General features: G+C 57.5%; 14 protein-coding genes and 1 tRNA gene. 11 read left to right on the top strand and 4 right to left on the bottom strand.

What is annotated here, in order from left to right; all coding sequences use genetic code 11:
* Positions 1-135: 135 nt before the first annotated feature.
* The 8 genes from RW65_RS13375 (at position 136) to recD (ending at position 13,665) form a co-directional block, all read left to right on the top strand.
* Complete coding sequence (locus RW65_RS13375; RefSeq protein ID WP_039057263.1) at positions 136-597, top strand: prepilin peptidase-dependent protein; 462 nt, start codon at positions 136-138, stop codon at positions 595-597.
* On the top strand, positions 591-1,154 hold the full coding sequence (locus RW65_RS13370) for a prepilin peptidase-dependent protein (RefSeq protein ID WP_039057262.1): 564 nt from the start codon (positions 591-593) through the stop codon (positions 1,152-1,154). The genes RW65_RS13375 and RW65_RS13370 overlap by 7 nt, the downstream gene beginning before the upstream one ends.
* Positions 1,151-1,558: a DUF2509 family protein gene (locus RW65_RS13365; RefSeq protein ID WP_039057261.1), complete on the top strand. Its 408-nt coding sequence runs from the start codon at positions 1,151-1,153 to the stop codon at positions 1,556-1,558. Before RW65_RS13370 ends, RW65_RS13365 begins: the two co-directional genes overlap by 4 nt.
* Positions 1,543-1,866, top strand: coding sequence for a prepilin-type N-terminal cleavage/methylation domain-containing protein (locus RW65_RS13360; RefSeq protein WP_039057260.1), 324 nt, complete (start codon positions 1,543-1,545; stop codon positions 1,864-1,866). The genes RW65_RS13365 and RW65_RS13360 overlap by 16 nt, the downstream gene beginning before the upstream one ends.
* Positions 1,867-1,878: 12 nt before the next feature.
* On the top strand, positions 1,879-5,250 hold the full coding sequence (gene recC / locus RW65_RS13355) for an exodeoxyribonuclease V subunit gamma (RefSeq protein ID WP_039057259.1): 3,372 nt from the start codon (positions 1,879-1,881) through the stop codon (positions 5,248-5,250).
* Positions 5,251-5,403: 153 nt separating this feature from the next.
* Positions 5,404-8,304 carry a pitrilysin gene (gene ptrA, locus RW65_RS13350; protein WP_039057257.1) on the top strand — a complete coding sequence of 967 codons (2,901 nt, stop codon included), beginning with the start codon at positions 5,404-5,406 and terminating at the stop codon, positions 8,302-8,304.
* Positions 8,285-11,833, top strand: coding sequence for an exodeoxyribonuclease V subunit beta (recB, locus tag RW65_RS13345; protein WP_039057256.1), 3,549 nt, complete (start codon positions 8,285-8,287; stop codon positions 11,831-11,833). Before ptrA ends, recB begins: the two co-directional genes overlap by 20 nt.
* Positions 11,830-13,665: an exodeoxyribonuclease V subunit alpha gene (gene recD / locus RW65_RS13340; RefSeq protein WP_039057255.1), complete on the top strand. Its 1,836-nt coding sequence runs from the start codon at positions 11,830-11,832 to the stop codon at positions 13,663-13,665. The genes recB and recD overlap by 4 nt, the downstream gene beginning before the upstream one ends.
* Positions 13,666-13,695: 30 nt before the next feature.
* Here the strand turns inward: recD and argA are convergent, their stop codons facing one another.
* Positions 13,696-15,027, bottom strand: a complete 1,332-nt coding sequence (gene argA, locus RW65_RS13335; RefSeq protein ID WP_039057253.1) for an amino-acid N-acetyltransferase — start codon at positions 15,025-15,027, stop codon at positions 13,696-13,698.
* Between the two features lie 227 nt (positions 15,028-15,254).
* Here argA and amiC point away from each other — a divergent pair, with 227 nt between their 5' ends.
* Positions 15,255-16,508, top strand: a complete 1,254-nt coding sequence (gene amiC / locus RW65_RS13330) for an N-acetylmuramoyl-L-alanine amidase AmiC (protein WP_039057350.1) — start codon at positions 15,255-15,257, stop codon at positions 16,506-16,508.
* Positions 16,509-16,588: 80 nt separating this feature from the next.
* Here amiC and RW65_RS13325 read toward each other — a convergent pair.
* A tRNA-Met gene (locus RW65_RS13325) sits at positions 16,589-16,665 on the bottom strand.
* Between the two features lie 206 nt (positions 16,666-16,871).
* On the opposite strand from RW65_RS13325, the gene mltA reads away from it, so the two are divergent.
* Both mltA and tcdA read left to right on the top strand, forming a co-directional pair.
* Positions 16,872-17,978: a murein transglycosylase A gene (gene mltA / locus RW65_RS13320; RefSeq protein ID WP_039057252.1), complete on the top strand. Its 1,107-nt coding sequence runs from the start codon at positions 16,872-16,874 to the stop codon at positions 17,976-17,978.
* Between the two features lie 72 nt (positions 17,979-18,050).
* Positions 18,051-18,863, top strand: coding sequence for a tRNA cyclic N6-threonylcarbamoyladenosine(37) synthase TcdA (gene tcdA, locus RW65_RS13315; RefSeq protein ID WP_039057251.1), 813 nt, complete (start codon positions 18,051-18,053; stop codon positions 18,861-18,863).
* On the opposite strand, the gene csdE is transcribed toward tcdA, so the two are convergent.
* Entirely contained in the window at positions 18,848-19,297 is a 450-nt protein-coding gene (gene csdE, locus RW65_RS13310; RefSeq protein WP_039057250.1) for a cysteine desulfurase sulfur acceptor subunit CsdE, read from the bottom strand. The genes tcdA and csdE overlap by 16 nt on opposite strands.
* Positions 19,294-20,502, bottom strand: coding sequence for a cysteine desulfurase CsdA (csdA, locus tag RW65_RS13305; RefSeq protein ID WP_039057248.1), 1,209 nt, complete (start codon positions 20,500-20,502; stop codon positions 19,294-19,296). The genes csdE and csdA overlap by 4 nt, the downstream gene beginning before the upstream one ends.
* Positions 20,503-20,644 lie beyond the last annotated feature (142 nt).

The following is a 20,644-nucleotide window of genomic DNA, read 5'->3' as shown; positions in this document are numbered from 1 at the left end:
CCCTTCTGTAGTTTCTTCGGCCTCGCTTCCACCCTTCGTGTAACGACCTGCAACATGACCCATTCCTTTCGTACTGCCTCGTAACTTTGCCGTTTGCCTCTCGATTCGCAGCAACCGTCAAGAGAGACTGCGGCCATGAAAAAACAACGTGGCTTCACACTGATTGAAACCCTTGTGGCGATAACGATTATCGCTGCGCTGAGTAGCGCAAGCGTCGCGGGCTGGCAAAGCTGGCAGGCGCAACAGCGGCTGTGGCAAACCGCCGTACAGGTACGCCATTTCCTTGAACGTATACGCGATGACGTTAACTGGAACAACCGTTCTCAGCGGGTCTATGGCGTACGCGAAGGCGCGGGCTGGTGCCTGGCGAATTCACCCTCGCAGCGCTGCGCCGTGCAGAATGCGTTTACTCTGCAACCGCGCTGGCCGGAAGTGGAACTGCTGGACGTCACGCCCTCGCTGGGTTTCTTTGGCCTGCGCAATACCGCCTGGCCCGGCAGCATCCGGTTGCGCAGCAGCGCAGGGGAGTGGCGCGTAGTGGTATCGGTTTGGGGGCGCATCAGAATGTGCCAGCCGTCGGCGACTAACGCATGTTAGACCGGGCGCGGGGGTTTTCACTGCTGGAAACGCTGCTGGCGATGGCGATTGGCAGCGTGCTGCTGCTGGCCTCCGCCCGATTTTTACCGGCACTGCAGCTGGCGGTGTCGCAGCACACCCGTCTGCAGACGGTGGAGGACGATCTCTGGCTACAGCTGCGAGGCATCGCCAAACATCTGCAGCGCGCGGGATATTGCAACGGGCGATGTAGCGGCCAGCCGCTGACCATAAGCAGTAACGGCGAGTGCGTGATTGCGCAATGGGATGCCAACAGTAACGGGCGGTGGGAATCCTCGGCCAGCAGCGAATCGGAACAAACCGGTTTTCGCCTGCAAAGCGGCGCGCTGGAGATCCTGCGCGGTGCAACCTCCTGTAGCGGCCGGGGCTGGGAAAAGATAACCGATCCTGCCCAGATGACCATTGAACGCTTCCATGTTGTAAAGCAGCAGACGGCGGATTTTGCGCCCCGGCTTACCATTACCCTCGCTGCCCGCGTGGCGGGTTATTCCGGCCCGCCCATAACGGCGCAGCTGAGCGTAAGCGGATATAACTTATGAACCGCCAGCGAGGGATGTCGTCACTGGCGCTGGTACTGCTGTTATTGCTGCTGGGCAACCTGATGCTGCATGGCTTAAACCTGCAGTTAAGCAGCCACCTGTGGCGCGTGAACAGTGAAAATCAGGGAATACGCAACGCCGCACTGCTCCACTCGGCCATGGAGCGGGCGCGCCAGCAAACATGGCCAGCCACGCCGGCGCTGCGCTGTCAGCAGCATGACGAGGTGAATGTTCGCAGCTGTTTACGCATTTTTGATGACAACAGCGCGCTGCTTATTGTCGCCAGCGCAGACGCATCGCTGTGGCAGCGGGGGCAGGTAGAAGGGGATAGCGTACGTTTTCTGCCCCATGGCTGGAGTGATTTTTGTCCAATGAAGGAGGATGCGCTATGTCTGCCGCCATAAACAAACAGCACGGCTTTAGCCTGACGGAAGTCCTGCTTGCCATGTTGTTAATGGTCATGGTCGTTACCGCCCTTGGCGGGTATCATCGGGCGCTGGCTTCCGGGTTCACCTCCGCAAGCCAGTGGCGACAGCTTTGGCGCTATGCCTGGGAGCAGGCGCAATCCGAAGCCTCGCCGTTGCCGCCGGGCTGGCACGTTCAGCGGGGGCAGACAACCAGCGGGGGATGTGTCAGCATCAACGTTACCGTGACCTCACCCGCGGGTAGGCAGGGGAACATGGTGAGATTATTTTGCCCCAACAGTCAGTAGTCAGGAGCGTATATGTTAAGGGTTTACCACTCCAATCGTCTGGATGTGCTTGAAGCACTGATGGAGTTTATTGTCGAGCACGACCGGCTTGACGATCCCTTTGAGCCTGAAGTGGTGCTGGTGCAAAGCACCGGCATGGCGCAATGGTTGCAAATGACGCTGGCGCAAAAATTTAGTATTGCAGCGAATATTACCTTCCCGCTGCCGGCAAGCTTTATCTGGGATATGTTTGTCACCGTCCTGGATGACATTCCAAAAGAGAGCGCCTTTAACAAGCAGAGCATGAGCTGGAAGCTGATGTCGCTGTTGCCCGGCATGCTTGAGGACGAAGAGTTCACCATGCTGCGCCACTATCTCAACGATGACGACGATAAGCGCAAACTGTTCCAGCTCTGTTCACGGGTGGCGGATCTGTACGATCAATATCTGGTCTACCGCCCGGAATGGCTGACGCGCTGGGAAGCGGGGGGACTTATCGACGGGCTCGATGAAGCCCAGCGCTGGCAGGCACCGCTGTGGCGCGCGCTGGTCGAACATACCGCTGCGCTTGGACAGCCGCACTGGCACCGCGCCAATCTCTATCAACGCTTTATTAATAAGCTGGAAACGGCCACTGAACCGCCCGCCGGTTTGCCTTCGCGGGTCTTTATTTGCGGCATCTCGGCGCTTCCGCCGATCTATTTGCAGGCGTTACAGGCGCTGGGTAAACATATCGATGTCCATCTGCTGTTTACCAACCCTTGTCGCTACTACTGGGGCGATATAAAAGATCCCGCCTTTCTGGCGAAGCTCATCACCCGTAACCGTCGCCACCATCGGGAAAACCGTCTGCTTCCCCTGTTCCGCGATACGCAAAACGCGGAAGGTCTGTTTAACGCCGAGGGCGAGCAGGAGGTGGGAAATCCGTTGCTGGCTTCGTGGGGCAAGCTTGGACGGGACAATATCTTTCTGCTGGCAGGGATGGAGCGCTATGAGGAGCTGGATGCGTTCGTCGATGTTACGCCCGGCTCGCTGTTACAAAATCTGAAATACGACATTCTGGAATTGCAAAATGGCGCAGTGGCTGGCGTCACGGCGGAAGAATTTTCCCGCAGTGACAAAAAACGGCTCCTCAATGCCGACGATCGCAGCGTGACGGTGCATATTTGCCATAGTCCGCAGCGCGAAGTGGAGATCCTCCATGACCGGTTATTGACGATGCTGGAAGAGGATCCCGAGCTTACGCCGCGCGATATCGTGGTGATGGTCGCCGATATCGACAGCTATAGCCCGTTTATTCAGGCGGTATTCGGCAGCGCCAGCGGCGATCGTTATCTTCCTTATGCTATTTCCGACCGCCGCGCGCGCCAGGCGCACCCGGCGCTGCAGGCGTTTCTCAGCCTGCTGTCGCTGCCGGATAGCCGTTTTGTCAGTGAAGATGTGTTGGCGCTACTGGATGTGCCGGTACTCGCGGCGCGTTTTAATATCAACGAAGAGGGCCTGCGCTATCTGCGCTTGTGGGTCAATGAATCCGGCATCCGTTGGGGCATGGATGACGATAACGTACGGGAGCTGGAGCTGCCGCCAACGGGGCAGCATACCTGGCAATTTGGCCTGACGCGCATGCTGCTGGGGTATGCCATGGAGAGTCGTCAGGGAGAGTGGCAGTCCATTTTACCCTATGACGAATCCAGCGGGCTTATCGCCGAGCTGGTCGGGCACCTGGCATCGCTGCTGATGCAGCTCAATCTCTGGCGGCGCGGGCTTGCCGAGGCGAGGCCGCTGGAAGAGTGGCTTCCGGTATGCCGCGAAATGCTCAATGACTTTTTCCTGCCGGATCCCGACACTGAAGCCGCGCTGGCGTTAATTGAGCAGCAGTGGCAGGAGATTATTGCTCACGGCGCGGGGGCAAACTACCACGAAGCGATCCCGCTCTCTTTACTGCGTGATGAACTGGCGCAGCGGCTGGATCAGGAACGCATCAGCCAGCGTTTCCTCGCCGGGCCCGTCAATATCTGCACGCTGATGCCGATGCGCTCCATTCCTTTTAAGGTGGTATGCCTGTTGGGGATGAACGATGGCGTTTATCCCCGCGCGCTGCCGCCGCTGGGGTTTGATCTGATGAGTCAGAAGCCGCAGCGTGGCGATCGCAGCCGCCGGGATGATGACCGCTATCTGTTCCTGGAAGCGCTTATCTCAGCCCAGCAGCAGCTTTATATCAGCTACATTGGCCGCTCTATTCAGGACAATAAAGAGCGTTACCCCTCGGTACTGGTGCAGGAGCTGGTGGATTACATCGGTCAGAGCCACTATTTACCTGGCGATGCGCTGCGCAACTGCGATGAAAGCGAACGGCGGGTGAAGGCGCATATCACCCATCTGCATACGCGCATGCCGTTCGACCCGGCAAACTATACCCATGATGAGTGGCAAAGCTATGTCCGCGACTGGTTGCCAGCCGCCAGCTCGCAGGGCGAAGCCCACGCGGCGTTTATTCAAACACTCGATGAGCTGTCGTTTGATACGCTCACTTTTGAACAGCTGCAGCGGTTTTGGTCGCATCCGGTGCGCGCCTTTTTCCAGATGCGCCTGCGGGTTAATTTCCGCCCGGAAGAGAGCGAAATCCCCGATGCGGAACCCTTTATTCTCGACGGCCTGAGCCGTTTCCAGCTTAACCACGAGCTATTAAATACGCTGGTGGATCAGGAAGATGCGGACAAACTGTTTCGCCGCTACCGGGCAGCGGGCGTGCTGCCCTATGGGGCATTCGGTGAAATCATTTGGGAAACGCAATGTCAGGAGATGCAGGAGCTTGCCGATCGCGTCATTGAGTATCGCCAGCCTGCTGAAAGCATGGAAATCGATCTGCACTGCGCTGGGGTGCATCTCACCGGCTGGCTGCCGCGGGTGCAGCCTGACGGGTTATTACGCTGGCGTCCGGCGCTGCTGAACGTTGCGCAAGGGGTGCAACTTTGGCTGGAACATCTTGTCTATTGTGCCAGCGGTGGAACCGGCACCAGCCGTTTGCTGGTTCGTAAAGAAGGGCAGTGGTGTTTCCCGGCGCTGCCTGCCGATAAAGCGCTGGCGTACCTGGCGACAATGATTGAAGGCTTTAAACAAGGGATGGCAAAACCGCTGCTGGTCCTGCCAGAAAGCGGGGGGGCGTGGATAAAAGTCTGTTATGACGCGGCAAATGATGCCATGTTAAAGGACGAGGAGACGTTACAAAAAGCGCAAAGTAAATTTCTGCAGGCCTATGAAGGCAATATGATGGTGCGCGGTGAAGGCGAGGATGTTTGGTATCAGCGTCTGTGGCGAACCCTTGAGCCGGAGTACTACGCAGAAATTACCCGGCAGGCGCAGCGTTTCCTGTTACCGCTTTATCGACACAACCAGTCCGAATGACGGTATAAAAATTGCGCGAAATGGAGGCATCCATTATCATGCGCGACGGTCACGGACTGATATAACAAGCGTGCTGGCTCAGCCGGCACGAAATGAACGGGTTGTCCCGAGCGTTATCGGGCAAGCCGGAAAAGTTAATGATGAGGTTCGTGAATGCCCCGCAGCACCTGGTTAAAAGCGTTAATCCTGTTTTTCGCCCTCTGGGCTTCCTTCAGTCAGGCAGATACCGGTTGGCAACCTGTTCAGGAAACCATCCGTAAAAGCGACAAAGACACCCGCCAGTATCAGGCTATCCGCCTTGATAACGGTATGGTGGTGCTGCTGGTTTCCGATGCGCAGGCGGTGAAATCCCTCTCTGCGTTGGTGGTACCCGTTGGTTCGCTGGAAGATCCCGATGCCCATCCGGGGCTGGCCCATTTCCTTGAGCATATGACGCTGATGGGGTCGAAAAAATACCCGCAGCCCGAAAGCCTCGCCGAATACCTGAAACTGCATGGCGGTAGCCATAATGCCAGTACCGCGCCTTATCGCACCGCTTACTACCTGGAAGTGGAAAACAATGCGCTGGAAGGTGCCGTTGATCGGTTAGCCGATGCTATTGCCGCACCGATGCTGGACAAAAAATACGTTGAGCGCGAGCGTAACGCGGTGAATGCCGAACTGACAATGGCGCGTACCCGGGACGGCATGCGGATGGCGCAGGTCAGCGCCGAAACCATTAACCCGGCGCATCCCGGCGCGCGCTTCTCCGGCGGTAACCTCGAAACCTTAAGCGATAAGCCGGACAGCCCGGTGCACACCGCGTTGTTGAACTTCCGCGATAAATACTACTCGGCAAACCTGATGAAGGCGGTGATTTACAGTAACCGCCCGCTGACGGATCTGGCGAAAATCGCCGTCGAGACCTATGGTCGCGTGCCGAATAAGGGGCTTGAAAAGCCGGAAATCACCGTTCCTGTGGTGACCGATGCGCAGAAAGGGATCATCATTCATTACGTTCCGGCCGTGCCACGTAAGGTACTGCGCGTTGAGTTTCGTATTGATAACAACACCCCAGCGTTTCGCAGCAAAACGGACGAGCTCATTACCTATTTGATTGGCAACCGTAGCCCGGGCACGCTCTCGGACTGGCTGCAGAGTCAGGGGCTGGTGGAAGGGATCCGCGGTGATTCCGATCCGGTGGTTAACGGCAACAGCGGCGTGCTGGCTATTTCCGCCACCTTAACTGATAAAGGTCAGGCCCGACGTGACGAAGTGGTCGCCGCCATATTCAGCTACCTGCAGCTGCTGCGCGAAAAAGGGGTAGATAAGCGCTATTTTGACGAGCTGGCGCATATCCTCGATCTCGATTTCCGTTATCCCTCCATTACCCGCGATATGGACTATGTTGAGTGGCTGGCGGATACCATGATCCGCGTACCTGTTGCCCATACGCTGGACTCGGTGAATATTGCCGACCAGTTCGATGCCAAAGCGGTGCAGGCGCGCCTTGATGAAATGACGCCGCAGAACGCCCGTATCTGGTACATCAGCCCCGATGAACCCCATGACAAAACCGCCTATTTTGTCCAGGCACCTTATCAGGTAAATAAAATTAGTGCCGACACCTTCGCCGACTGGCAGAAACGCCAGAGCGCGATTGCGCTTAAAGTCCCGGAGCTGAACCCCTATATTCCCGATGATTTCACCCTGATCAAAACCGCTAAGCAGTACGATCATCCTGAACTGATTGTCGATGAACCGAACCTGCGCGTGATCTACACGCCAAGCCAGTACTTCGCCAGCGAACCGAAAGCGGACGTCAGCGTCGTGCTGCGCAATCCGCAGGCGATGGACAGCGCCAAAAATCAGGTGATGTTTGCCCTCAATGATTATCTGGCGGGGCTGGCCCTTGATCAGCTCAGCAACCAGGCGGCGGTCGGCGGCATCAGCTTCTCGACCAATGCCAATAATGGTCTGATGCTTAACGCCAATGGTTACACCCAGCGTCTACCGCAGCTTTTCAAGGCGCTGCTGGCGGGCTATTTCAGCTACACGGCGACGGAAGAGCAGCTGGCCCAGGCCAAATCCTGGTATGCGCTGATGCTCGATTCGGCTGAAAAAGGCAAAGCCTTCGATCAGGCGATCATGCCCATTCAAATGCTTTCGCAGGTGCCCTATTTTCAGCGGGCAGATCGCCGCGCGCTGCTGCCGTCCATCACCCTGCAGGATATTTTGCACTATCGCGATGCGCTGAAGAGCAATGCGCGCCCGGAGTTTTTGGTCGTCGGTAACCTCAGCGAGCAGCAGGCAAAAGATCTCGGCCATGACGTCCAGCAGCAGCTGGCGGCTAACGGCAGCGTCTGGTGTCGCAATCAGAACGTTGTCGTGGAAAAGCAGCAGAACGTGAGCTTTGAAAAAGCGGGTAACAGCACCGACTCCGCGCTTGCGGCAGTGTTTGTGCCCACCGGCTTTGACGAGTTCAGCAGTTCGGCCTACAGCGCCATGCTCGGGCAAATCGTCCAGCCGTGGTTCTATAACCAACTGCGTACCGAAGAACAGCTGGGTTATGCGGTATTTGCCTTCCCGACCAGCGTTGGTCGTCAGTGGGGGCTGGGGTTCTTACTGCAAAGCAATGATAAACAGCCAGCCTATCTCTGGCAGCGCTATCAAGCCTTCTTCCCGACGGCAGAAGCGAAGCTGCGGGCGCTGAAGCCGGACGAGTTTGCCCAGCTCCAGCAAGGGGTAATAACGCAAATGACCCAGGCGCCGCAAACCTTAAGCGAAGAGGCGGCCAAATTTAGCAAAGATTTCGATCGCGGTAATATGCGCTTTGATTCGCGTGATAAAGTAGTGGCTCAGATAAAACTGCTGACGCCGCAAAAACTTGCCGACTTCTTCCACCAGGCGGTGGTCGAGCCGCAAGGTATGGCGATCCTGTCGCAGATCTCCGGAAGCCAAAGCGGAAAAGTGGATTATGCCCGACCGCAGGGGTGGAAGGTCTGGGATAGCGCCAGCGCGTTGCAGCAAACCTTACCGAAGATGATCGAGAAAGATGAGAGAAACGACCGCTGAGACCCTTGATCCCCTGCGCCTGCCGCTTACCGGTGCGCGCCTGATTGAAGCCTCGGCGGGCACCGGGAAAACTTATACCATTGCCGCACTCTATCTGCGGCTGCTGTTAGGGTTAGGCGGCAGCGCCGCCTTCCCGCGCCCCCTCAGCGTGGAAGAGCTGCTGGTGGTGACCTTTACCGAGGCCGCGACAGAAGAACTGCGCGGCCGCATTCGTAGCAATATCCACGAACTTCGTATCGCCTGCCTGCGCGACAGCACCGAAAACCCGCTCTACGCGAGCCTGCTCAATGAGATTGATGACAAGCAGCAGGCGGCGCAGTGGTTGCTGCTGGCTGAGCGGCAAATGGACGAAGCCGCGGTGTTTACCATCCACGGCTTTTGCCAGCGCATGTTAAGCCTGAACGCCTTTGAATCCGGCATGCTGTTTGAACTGCAGCTGCTGGAAGATGAATCCCTGCTGCGTTACCAGGCCTGTGCGGATTTCTGGCGTCGTCACTGTTATCCGCTGCCTCGCGAGATCGCCGAGGTTATCCATGCCTCGTGGAAAGGGCCGCAGGATCTGCTGAAAGCGATCGATCGCTATTTGCACGGCGAAGCGCCGCAAATCAAAGTCCCGCCGGCGGCAGATGAAACGCTGGCCTCTCGCCATCAGCAAATTATTACCCGCATCGATGAGGTAAAAGGTCAGTGGAACGCTGCCGTCAGCGAACTTGAGCCGCTGCTGGAAAATTCAGGCATTGACCGGCGCAAGTTCAACCGTGGCAACCAGGCTAAGTGGATCGAGAAGATTTCTGCCTGGGCGCAGGAAGCGACGCGCGGCTATCTGTTGCCGGACGCGCTGGAAAAATTCGCCCAGTCTTTTCTTATCGAGCGTACTAAACCAGGGGGCGCGGCACCTGAGCATCCGCTGTTTGTCACCATTGAAAACCTGCTGGCACAATCGTTAACCCTCAACGATCTGGTGCTGACCAGCGCGATGCGGGAAATCCGCGACATGGTGGCGAAAGAGAAGCGCCGCCGTGGCGAGCTGGGCTTTGACGATATGCTCAGCCGCCTTGATGACGCATTAAGAAGCCCGAACGGCGAAGCGCTGGCTGCGGCCATCCGCGCCCGTTTCCCGGTGGCGATGATCGATGAGTTCCAGGATACCGACCCGCAACAGTACCGTATCTTTAGCCGTATCTGGCTGAATCAGCCGGAGTGCGGTTTACTACTGATTGGCGACCCGAAACAGGCTATCTACGCTTTTCGCGGTGCGGATATCTTCACCTATATGAAAGCGCGCGACGAAGTGAGCGCCCGCTACACCCTGGATACCAACTGGCGTTCAGCGCCGGGGATGATTGCCAGCGTCAACCAGCTGTTCAGCCGGATGGAAGACGCGTTTATGTTCCGTCAGATCCCGTTTCTGCCGGTCAAATCTGCCCCGCAAAAAGCGGGCTTACGCTTCACCTTTAAGGGCGAAACGCAGCCGGCAATGAAGCTGTGGCTGATGGACGGGGATGGCGTCAGCGTGGGCGATTATCAGGGATTTATGGCGCAGCTCTGTGCCGCGCAAATCCGCGATCTGCTTAATGCCGGGCAGCAGGGCGAGGCGCTGCTGTATACCGAAGATAACGTGCGCCCGGTAAAAGCGTCGGATATCACCGTGCTGGTGCGCAGCCGCCATGAAGCTTCGCTTATCCGCGATGCCCTTACCTTATTAAACATCCCGTCGGTGTATCTCTCTAACCGCGACAGCGTATTCGAAACGCCTGAAGCGCAGGAACTGCTGTGGCTGCTGCAGGCGGTGCTTGCGCCCGAGCGTGAAAGTGCTCTACGCAGCGCGCTGGCAACCTCTCTACTGGGGCTGACCGCGCTGGATATCGATGCGCTTAATCAGAACGAGCTGGCATGGGATGAGATTGTCGAAGAGTTTTCCCGCTATCGCGAACTGTGGCAAAAACGCGGCGTGATGGCGATGCTGCGCACCTTAATGGGCGCACGGCAGGTGGCGGAAAATCTGCTCGCCACGCCGGGGGGCGAACGGCGGCTGACGGATATGCTGCATATCAGCGAGCTGTTGCAGGAAGCGGGAACACAGCTGGAGAGTGAGCATGCACTGACCCGCTGGCTGGCGCAGCGTATCGCCGAGCCAAATGCTAATGCCTCCAGCGAGCAGTTACGTCTGGAGAGCGATAAACATCTGGTCCAAATCGTCACTATTCACAAGTCGAAAGGGCTGGAGTATCCGCTGGTCTGGCTGCCGTTTATCGCCAATTTCCGCATCCAGGATCAGGGCTTCTACCACGATCGCGACTCCTTTGCCGCCGTACTCGATCTCAGCCACGCCGAGGAGAGCGTCGCGCTGGCGGAAGCGGAGCGCCTGGCCGAAGATCTGCGCTTGCTCTACGTCGCGTTGACCCGTTCGATTTGGCACTGCAGTTTAGGCATTGCGCCCCTGTTTCGTCGGCGGGGTGAAAAAGCCGGCACCAGCGACTTTCACCAGAGCGCGCTTGGGCGGCTGCTGCAACAAGGCGAAGCGCTGGATGCCAACGCATTGCGTAACGTCTTACAGCAGTTCTGCAATGACGATATTGCCCTGAGTACCCCTGATATGCCGGATACTGAGCGCTGGCAGCTGCCGCAAACAGACGCGCCGAGCTTAAGCGTACGCAGCGTCACCCGGCGCATTATCGATGACTGGCGTGTGACCAGCTATTCCGGGCTGCAGCAGCGCGCCCACGGTATCGCTCAGGATCTGCTGCCGAGGCTCGATATCGACGCCGCTGGGGAGCGAGAAGTGTTGCCTGAGCCGGTATTGACGCCGCACCAGTTTCCCCGCGGCGCAGCGCCGGGCACCTTCTTGCATAGCCTGTTTGAAGATCTGGATTTTACCCAGCCGGTATCAGACGCCTGGGTTGAGGCGAAACTGCTGGCCGGTGGCTATGAAGCGCACTGGCAGCCGGTAATAAGCCGCTGGATAGAGGCGGTGCTGACCGCGCCGCTGGCGCAAACCGGTGTTTCCCTGAGCCGCTTGAGCAATAAAGAGAAACAGGTCGAGATGGAGTTTTACCTGCCGATTAGCGCCACGCTCAGCGCCGATGCCCTTGATAGCTTGATTCGGCGCTACGATCCCCTGTCGGCGGGCTGCCCGCCGCTGGATTTCCGCGATGTGCGCGGTATGCTGAAAGGCTTTATCGATCTGGTGTTTCGCCATAACGGGCGCTATTACCTGCTGGATTATAAATCCAACTGGCTTGGCGAGAGCGCGGAAGCCTACACGCAAGCGGCAATGGCGGCGGCGATGCAGTCGCACCGTTATGACCTGCAGTATCAGCTCTATACCCTGGCGCTGCACCGCTATTTGCGCCATCGTATTGCCGATTACGATTATGAGCGCCATTTTGGCGGCGTGATTTATCTCTTTTTACGCGGCGTGGATGCGCAAAACCCGCAGCAGGGGATATTCACCATTCGCCCTGATATTGAACTGATTAGCCAAATGGACGACCTGTTCACAGGCGTTGCGCCAGAGGTCTTGCCATGAGTATGCAAAAATTATTGCAGGAGGCGGTGGCGCAAAAGCTATTGCGCCCGCTGGATGTCCAGTTCGCCCTGACGGTCGCGACCGAGCAGGAGCCCGCCGTGATGCTGGCGGCGGCGTTGCTCAGTCACGATACCGGAGAAGGGCACGTTTGCCTGCCGCTGTCGCGCCTGACGTCGGAGATCTTCGGCACAGACTCGCCGCTGTTTAAGGAATTATTCGCCCTCGCCGATAACCCGGATGACTGGCAGAAAACCCTGCTGGCTTCGCCTGCCGTTAGTGAAAATGAAGCCGCCGCGCCGATGATCCTGACGGATTCCCGGCTCTACCTGAACCGGATGTGGTGCCACGAACGAAGGGTAGCGGAATTTTTTGCTGAACAAGCGCTGCTTGCCGGGGTAGATGAAGCGCGCATGATGCAGACGCTGGAAACGCTATTTCCCGCCGCCACAGAAGCCGATATCAACTGGCAGAAAGTAGCCGCCGCCGTGGCGCTCACGCGGCGGATTTCGGTAATTTCCGGCGGGCCGGGGACCGGAAAAACCACCACCGTGGCGAAACTGCTCGCCGCCCTGGTACAGATGGTGGATGGCGACAAATGCCGGATTTGCCTTGCCGCACCGACGGGTAAAGCCGCCGCGCGCTTAACGGAATCCCTCGGTAATGCATTACGCCAGCTACAGCTGGATGCGCGTCTGAAAGCGATGCTGCCGGACGAGGCCAGTACGCTACATCGTCTGCTGGGTGCTCAGCCCGGCAGCCAGCGGATGCGCCACCATGCGGGTAACCCGTTGCATCTGGATGTACTGGTGGTCGATGAAGCCTCCATGATCGATTTACCGATGATGTCGCGCTTAATTGATGCCCTGCCGTCGCGGGCGCGAGTGATCTTCCTCGGCGACCGCGATCAGCTGGCCTCGGTGGAAGCGGGCGCGGTGCTGGGGGATATTTGTGCATGGGTTAACGTCGGTTACAGCCCTGAACGTGCGGCGCAGCTATCACGTCTGACCGGCACTACGGTTCCGCCAGGCGAGGTGCAAAAAGGCGGTTTGCATGACAGCCTGTGCCTGCTGCAAAAAAGCTACCGTTTTGGCAGTGATTCCGGCATCGGCCAGCTCGCCGCCGCCGTCAACCGCGGCGATAAACGCGCCACCCAGGCCGTCTTTCAGCAGGGTTTTAGCGATATTGAACGTAAGCCCCTGCAAAGCGCGCAAGAGTATCAGGATATGATTGACGATGCCCTTGCGGGCTATCGCCACTTTCTCTCGGCTGTGAAAAAGCAGGCCGCGCCGCAGGCGGTGATTGAGGCCTTTGGTGAATACCAGTTGCTCTGTGCGCTGCGCGAAGGGCCGTTTGGCGTGAGCGGGCTCAATGAGCGGCTGGAGCAAGCGATGGTGCGTCAGGGGCTTATTTCCCGCCTCCCGCACTCGCGCTGGTATCACGGGCGGCCGGTGATGATTTCACGCAACGATTCGGCGCTGGGGCTGTTTAACGGTGATATCGGCATCGCGCTGGATCAAGGGCAGGGGATGCGCGTCTGGTTCACGATGCCGGACGGCGAGATAAAACCGGTGTTGCCAAGCCGCTTGCCGGAACATGACACCGCCTGGGCGATGACGGTGCATAAATCGCAAGGGTCGGAATTCGATCACGCGGCGCTGATCCTGCCGCAACACATTGTGCCGGTGGTGACGCGTGAGCTGGTCTATACCGCTATCACCCGCGCCCGTAAGCGCTTATCCCTGTATGCCGATGAACGCGTGCTGGGACAAGCGATAGCGACCCGCACCGAGCGGCGCAGCGGGCTGGACGCGCTGTTTCGTTCACGCATGTAACACGCCTCCGCAGACGGCGGGGGCTGTTCTTCAGGTGAGATCCGCCATCAGCACCTTCGAACGGCGCTGATAGTTGTACATCTCTTTTTTGGTTTCCGGCAGGGAATCAATATCAACCGGCGTAAAACCGCGCTCCTGGAACCAGTGAATACTGCGGGTGGTGAGGACAAACAGTTTACTTAAGCCCATCTGTTTCGCCTGTGCCGCAATGCGCTCCAGCAGCGCTTCCCCGCGCGAGGAGCTGCGGTAATCCGGATGCACCGCCACGCAGGCCATTTCGCCAATTTTCTCTTCCGGGAAGGGATAAAGGGCCGCGCAGGCGATGGTCAGGTTATCGCGCTCGATAATGGTGAATTTGTCGATCTCCATCTCCAGCTGTTCGCGGGAACGGCGCACCAGAATCCCTTGCTGCTCCAGCGGGCGAATCAGCTCTAAAATGCCGCCGATATCGTTGATAGTGGCGCGGCGGATCTGTTCGGCGCTCTCCATCACAATCTGCGTACCGATGCCGTCACGGGAGAAAAGCTCCTGCAACAGCGCGCCATCTTCCTGATAGCTGATTAAGTGGCTGCGGCGTACGCCGCTGCGGCAGGCTTTGACCGCGCCGCGCAGGAAACGCACCGTGCCGGAGTGATAATCTCCGCGCGCTTCAAGGGCTTCAACGCGCGCCTGGGCTTCATTGGGAAACAACTCAGAAACAATGTCGCCCTCATCGTTCATCACCCCCTGCGAGGAGCAAAAGCCGATCATCTTTTCCGCTTTCAATTTGATAGCCAGCTGCGTGGCGATCTCTTCCGAGGTGAGGTTAAAGCTTTCGCCAGTGACCGAAACCGCCACCGGTCCCATCAGCACAATCGCGCCGCTGGCGAGCTGGCGGTTAATCGCCTCTTCATCAATACGGCGAATTCGCCCGCTGTGGCAGTAGTCCACGCCATCATCCACCCCCAGCGGTTGGGAAATAATAAAGTTGCCGCTGACGACATTAATATGCGCGCCCTGTAGCGGTGTGTTATTCAGGCTCATCGACAGGCGAGCGGTAATATCGAGCTGTAATAACCCGGCGGCTTGCTTAACCAGTTCCAGAGTTTTGGCATCGGTGACGCGGGTATGTTTGTGATAAATCGGCTCATGGTGATGTTCGGCCAGGTTCGCATCAATCTGCGGACGCGCGCCGTAGACCACCACCAGCCGGATACCCAGGCTGTGCAGCAGGCCGATGTCGTTGACAATGCTGGAAAAGTTCTCATGCTCAATGGCTTCACCGCCGAGCATAATGACAAAGGTCTTTCCCCGGTGGGTATTAATATAGGGAACGGAATGGCGAAATCCCTGCACCAGTTCGGTTCTACGCTCTTTTACCACGGCCTGTCCTCACTGCATGATTATTCGTAAATTGTGTATTTTTATTCTTTTATGCCGCCGCGTGCAAGTGCAAATTAAACGATCTCACAACAATTGTGCCTTCGCGCCGCCCGTGGGCAGACATATGTTTACCCTTTAATAGATGACAGTTTATGCAGCATTCGTTAAAGTTTTCGGTCAATTTTGACGAATATCTTTTTATTAAAGAAAAATTGCTCGGGAGAAGCATGTCGGGAAGTCATTCAGCGCTGAGCCGCCGCAGATTATTAAAAGGGACGGGGGCCATGTGGTTATTAAGCGTGAGCCAGATTGGGCTGGCCGCAGTAAGCCAGGTCGTGGCGGTTCGCGTCTGGCCTGCGTCAAGCTATACGCGCGTGACGGTCGAATCGAACCATGTCATCCAATACAAACAGTTCGCCTTGAGCAATCCCGACCGGCTGGTGGTCGATCTCGAAGGTGTGCATCTTAACTCCGTGCTAAAAGGCATGGCGGCGCAGATCCACGGCAACGATCCCTTTATTAAATCCGCGCGGGTCGGCCAGTTCGATCCGCAGACCGTGCGCATGGTTTTTGAACTGAAACAGGACATTAAGCCGCAGCTGTTTGCGCTGGCACCGGTGGCCGGTTTTAAAGAGCGCCTGGTGCTGGATCTCTATCCGGCAAACGCCAAAGATGTGCAGGATCCTTTGCTGGCGCTACTGGAAGAGTACAACAAGGGCGATCTTGAACAGCAGGTTCCGCCTGCCCAAAGCGGTCCGCAGCCCGGTAAAGCGGGGCGCGACCGACCGATTGTGATCATGCTCGATCCTGGTCACGGTGGCGAAGATCCGGGGGCGACGGGGAAATACCGCACCCGCGAAAAAGATGTGGTATTGCAAATCGCTCGTCGGCTGCATGCGCTGATCGAGAAAGAAGGCAACATGAAATCCTATATGACGCGCAACGAGGATGTGTTTATCCCTCTGAAAGTACGCGTTGCCAAGGCGCAAAAGCAGCGCGCCGACCTGTTTGTCTCGATTCATGCGGATGCCTTTACCAGCCGCCAGCCCAGCGGTTCTTCCGTTTTTGCCCTGTCGACCAAAGGGGCGACGAGTACCGCGGCAAAATACCTGGCGGAAACGCAGAACGCAGCGGACTTAATCGGCGGGGTGAGTAAAAGCGGCGACCGCTATCTCGATCACACCCTGTTCGATATGGTGCAGTCGTTAACCATTAACGACAGCCTGAAGTTTGGCAAAGCGGTGCTCAATAAGCTCGGCAGGGTGAATAACCTGCATAAAAACTCCGTTGAGCAGGCGGGCTTTGCGGTGCTGAAAGCGCCGGATATTCCCTCTATCCTCGTGGAGACGGCGTTTATCAGCAACGTCGAAGAGGAGCGTAAGCTGAAGACGGCGAAATTCCAGCAGGAAGTGGCTGAGTCGATTCTGGCGGGTATTAAAGCCTACTTCGCCGATGGGGCGACGCTGGCAAGAAGGGGATAACAGAATGGCGCCGAACAGCGCCATTTTTCTTTTTACAAACTGCAGATACAAAAAAACACCCGTTAAGGTGTTCATTGTGTTGGTTGCGGGGGCCGGATTTGAACCGACGACCTTCGGGTTATGAGCCCGACGAGCTACCAGGCTGCTCCACCCCGCGTCCGTGGATGCGCACTATACTCTGCTAACTATTTGATGCAACCTTTTTTTCGCCTTAATCCTTTAATCGCCTGATGGATGCATAAAAACAGTACAATCAGTTCAGTTTTTGCCCAAAATTGCGCTCTACGGCCGCTGGCGCATTTCATTAGTGGGGCGGGTTTGTTATCTTCACCCCGCTCCGGGTTAACCAAAAGATGAGAGATAATGAAAGGACGTTGGGTTAAGTTCGCACTCACAGGCGCAATGGTAGCAATTCTCGCGGCCTGTTCTTCCAAACCGACCGATCGCGGTCAACAGTATAAAGACGGAAAATTTTCCCAGCCTTTTTCCCTGGTCAATCAACCTGACGCGGTAGGCGCGCCGATCAACGGCGGTGACTTCTCCGAGCAGGTTAATCAAATTCGTAGCACCGCCCCGCGCCTCTATGGCAGCCAGAGCGGCGTCTATAATGCTATCCAGTCGTGGCTGATGTCCGGCGGCGATACGCGCAACCTGCGCCAGTTCGGCCTCGATGCCTGGCAAATGGAAGGCACCGACAATTACGGTAACGTACAGTTTACCGGCTACTACACTCCGGTGCTGCAGGCGCGTCATACCCGCCAGGGTGAATTCCGCTACCCCATTTACCGCATGCCGAACAAACGCGGCCGTCTGCCGTCGCGCGCGGAAATCTATGCAGGTGCCCTTAGCGAAAACTACGTGCTGGCCTACAGCAACTCGCTAATGGACAACTTCATTATGGATGTGCAGGGCAGCGGCTATATCGATTTTGGCGACGGCAGCCCGCTTAATTTCTTTAGCTACGCCGGTAAAAACGGCCGCGCTTACCGCAGCATCGGCAAAGTCTTGATCGACCGCGGTGAAGTGAAGCGCGAAGATATGTCGATGCAGGCGATTCGCGAATGGGGACAAAAACATAGTGAAGCGGAAGTGCGCGCGCTGCTGGAAGAGAACGAGTCGTTTGTCTTCTTTAAACCGCAATCCTGGGCACCGGTAAAAGGGGCCAGCGGCGTACCGCTGATTGGGCGCGCTTCTGTCGCCTCCGACCGTACGGTTATTCCGCCGGGCACCACGCTGCTGGCAGAAGTACCACAGTTGGATAACAACGGTAAGTTTAACGGCCAGTATGAACTGCGCCTGATGGTGGCCCTTGATGTAGGCGGTGCCATTAAAGGCCAGCACTTCGATATCTATCAGGGCATTGGTCCCGATGCCGGTCACCGCGCCGGATGGTACAACCATTATGGTCGCGTATGGGTGTTGAAAAACGCCCCCGGTACCGGGATGGGCGGCGGCGTGTTCAGCGGCTGAGTGTGCTTGTGATACACTCGCACCCTCTTCCGGCCCCGGAAGAGGGTTTCTTGTTTTCTCTGAGGTTTGAATATGTCAGCAGTAATCAGTGACGCCTGGCGACAGCGCTTTGGCGGCACCGCGCGGTTATATGGCGAAAACGCGCTGCAGAGTTTTGCCGATGCGCATATCTGCGTAGTCGGCATTGGCGGCGTCGGCTCCTGGGCGGCAGAAGCGCTGGCGCGCACCGGCATTGGCGCGATTACGCTTATTGATATGGATGACGTTTGCGTCACTAACACCAACCGCCAGATTCATGCCCTGCGCGAGAATGTTGGCCTGGCGAAAGCCGAGGTAATGGCCCAGCGCATTCGCGAGATCAACCCGGAGTGCCGGGTGACGGTAATTGATGATTTCGTTACCGCCGATAACGTTGCGCAGATGATGAGCGGCAATTACAGCTATGTGATAGACGCGATTGATAGCGTGCGCCCGAAAGCGGCGCTGATTGCTTACTGCCGACGCAATAAGATCCCGCTGGTGACTACCGGCGGCGCGGGCGGACAAATCGATCCCACGCAGATCCAGGTCAGCGATCTGGCGAAAACCATTCAGGATCCGCTGGCGGCAAAACTGCGCGAGCGCTTAAAAAGCGATTTTGGCGTGGTGAAGAACAGTAAAGGCAAGCTCGGCGTGGATTGTGTTTTTTCCACCGAAGCGCTGGTGTACCCGCAGGCGGACGGGTCGGTGTGTGCGATGAAAAGCACCGCCGAAGGGCCAAAACGCATGGACTGTGCATCGGGCTTTGGTGCGGCGACGATGGTCACCGCAACCTTTGGCTTTGTCGCGGTCTCCCATGCGCTAAAAAAATTGCTGGCGAAAGCCCAGCGTCAGGCCAGCGCCTGACGTGCCTCTTCCTGCACGGCGGCGGCCAGCGCCGCCAGTCCCTGACTGCGTGACGCGCTAATTTGCGCGCGTAAACCCAGCTCATCAAACAGCGCCAGCGGATCCTCATTCACCAGGGTTGCTGGCGTTTTGCCTTCCACGGCGGTCAGCAGAATCGCCAGTAATCCGCGCACGATGCGCCCTTCGCTATCGCCAAAGAAGTGCATTTTCCCGTCCGCGCCGAGCATCGAACCCAGCCAGACGCGATTTTCACAGCCGGGAATTTCCCGCGCCTGCGCTCTCAGTTGATCCGTGGCTGCAGGCAACTGCTTGCCGAGCAGGATCAGCTGGCGATATTTATCTTCCCATTGATGCAGCGCGCCAAAGGTCTGGCGCAGCGTCTCTTCGGTTACCGTTGTGCCGAACGGATGTCCGGCAAAAGTCGGGCTGGTCATTCATCCCCCAAAATTTCAAGGGCGCGATCGACGGCGTCGATCAGCGCGTCAACATCCTGCTGCGTATTATAGGGGGCAAACGAGGCTCGTAGCGTGCCCTGAACGCCGAGCGCCGCTAGCAGAGGTTGTGCGCAGTGCTGCCCGGCGCGCAGCGCGATACCGTAGCCAGCAAGCAGCGTCACCATATCGCTGTGATGAATACCGGCAAAATCAAAAGCCAGCAGGCTGGAGTCCTGACAGCGGAACGAGCGAAAACCGGGGCGCTGCGCCAGCTGCTCTTCGGCAAGGGTCGCCAGGCCGCGGCTGTAGCTTTCTGCCTGCACGACATCCTGGCTTTCCATCCACTCCAGCGCGGCGCTTAATCCGATCACCCCGGCGACGTTGGGCGTACCGGCTTCCAGTTTGTAGGGCACCGGCTGCAGGGTGAAACCGTCAAAGGTCACTTCGCGAATCATTTTGCCGCCGCCGAGCCACGGCTCCATTTCATTCAGCAGTTCCGCTTTGCCATATAACGCGCCAATGCCGTTCGGTCCGTAAAGCTTGTGGCCGGAAAAGGCGTAGAAATCGATATCCAACTGTTGGACGTCGGCCGGGAAATGCACCACCCCCTGCGCGCCATCGACCATCACCACCATGCCTGCCGCATGGGCTAGCGTAATGGCCTGGTGCAGATCCGGGCAGCCGCCGGTGACATTCGACATTTGCCCGAGCGCCAGAATACGGCTGCGTTTCGTTATCAACTGCGCCAGTTGGACGATGTCCGGCAGACGATCGGCGCCCAGCGGTAATTTCACCACTTTCGCGCCGGTCTGTTGCGCGACCATTAACCAGGGAACCAGGTTCGCATGGTGTTCCGCTTCGCTGACAATGATTTCGTCGCCGGGCTGCAGGCGCGGACGGGCGTAGCATTGAGCGACCATATTGATGGCTTCGGTGGTGCCGCGGGTCCAGACGATATTTTTACCGGACGGCGCATTAAGCAGCGCGGCAACCTGGTCGCGCGCCGCTTCATAGCGTGCGGTAAGCTGCTGCGCCTGCGCAAACTGGCTGCGATGAACGTTGCCAGCGCTCAGGCTGTAGAACTGTTGCGTGGCGTCGATCACCGCCTGCGGTTTCAGAGCGGTCGCAGCGCTGTCGAGATAGACACCCGCATCAACAAGGGCCGGAAACTGCGCGCGAAAATGCGCTGGGTTAAATGCGTTCATGGGATTCCTCATTCTATTGCCGCGATCGTCGCGCAATTTTTTCCTCTGAGCAAGGCAGTTGATAACCATAAGAATTATCTGTTTGTCCTGGCAGAGTTCATGAAGCAGGTTATGCTAAATAGTGTTAGGTAATTGTTCGAGA

The sequence above is a fragment of the Enterobacter sp. Bisph1 genome (assembly GCF_000814905.1).
GTDB lineage: Bacteria > Pseudomonadota > Gammaproteobacteria > Enterobacterales > Enterobacteriaceae > Kosakonia.
This window is presented reverse-complemented; position numbering and strand designations above follow the sequence as displayed.

What these genes read in the sequence shown, in the direction of transcription:
- RW65_RS13375 (WP_039057263.1), top strand. Translation starts at nt 136, where the DNA reads ATGAAAAAACAACGTGGCTTCACACTGATTGAAACCCTTGTGGCGATA.
- RW65_RS13370 (WP_039057262.1), top strand. Translation starts at nt 591, where the DNA reads ATGTTAGACCGGGCGCGGGGGTTTTCACTGCTGGAAACGCTGCTGGCG.
- RW65_RS13365 (WP_039057261.1), top strand. Translation starts at nt 1,151, where the DNA reads ATGAACCGCCAGCGAGGGATGTCGTCACTGGCGCTGGTACTGCTGTTA.
- RW65_RS13360 (WP_039057260.1), top strand. Translation starts at nt 1,543, where the DNA reads ATGTCTGCCGCCATAAACAAACAGCACGGCTTTAGCCTGACGGAAGTC.
- recC (WP_039057259.1), top strand. Translation starts at nt 1,879, where the DNA reads ATGTTAAGGGTTTACCACTCCAATCGTCTGGATGTGCTTGAAGCACTG.
- ptrA (WP_039057257.1), top strand. Translation starts at nt 5,404, where the DNA reads ATGCCCCGCAGCACCTGGTTAAAAGCGTTAATCCTGTTTTTCGCCCTC.
- recB (WP_039057256.1), top strand. Translation starts at nt 8,285, where the DNA reads ATGAGAGAAACGACCGCTGAGACCCTTGATCCCCTGCGCCTGCCGCTT.
- recD (WP_039057255.1), top strand. Translation starts at nt 11,830, where the DNA reads ATGAGTATGCAAAAATTATTGCAGGAGGCGGTGGCGCAAAAGCTATTG.
- amiC (WP_039057350.1), top strand. Translation starts at nt 15,255, where the DNA reads ATGTCGGGAAGTCATTCAGCGCTGAGCCGCCGCAGATTATTAAAAGGG.
- mltA (WP_039057252.1), top strand. Translation starts at nt 16,872, where the DNA reads ATGAAAGGACGTTGGGTTAAGTTCGCACTCACAGGCGCAATGGTAGCA.
- tcdA (WP_039057251.1), top strand. Translation starts at nt 18,051, where the DNA reads ATGTCAGCAGTAATCAGTGACGCCTGGCGACAGCGCTTTGGCGGCACC.
- csdE (WP_039057250.1), bottom strand. Translation starts at nt 19,297, where the DNA reads ATGACCAGCCCGACTTTTGCCGGACATCCGTTCGGCACAACGGTAACC.
- csdA (WP_039057248.1), bottom strand. Translation starts at nt 20,502, where the DNA reads ATGAACGCATTTAACCCAGCGCATTTTCGCGCGCAGTTTCCGGCCCTT.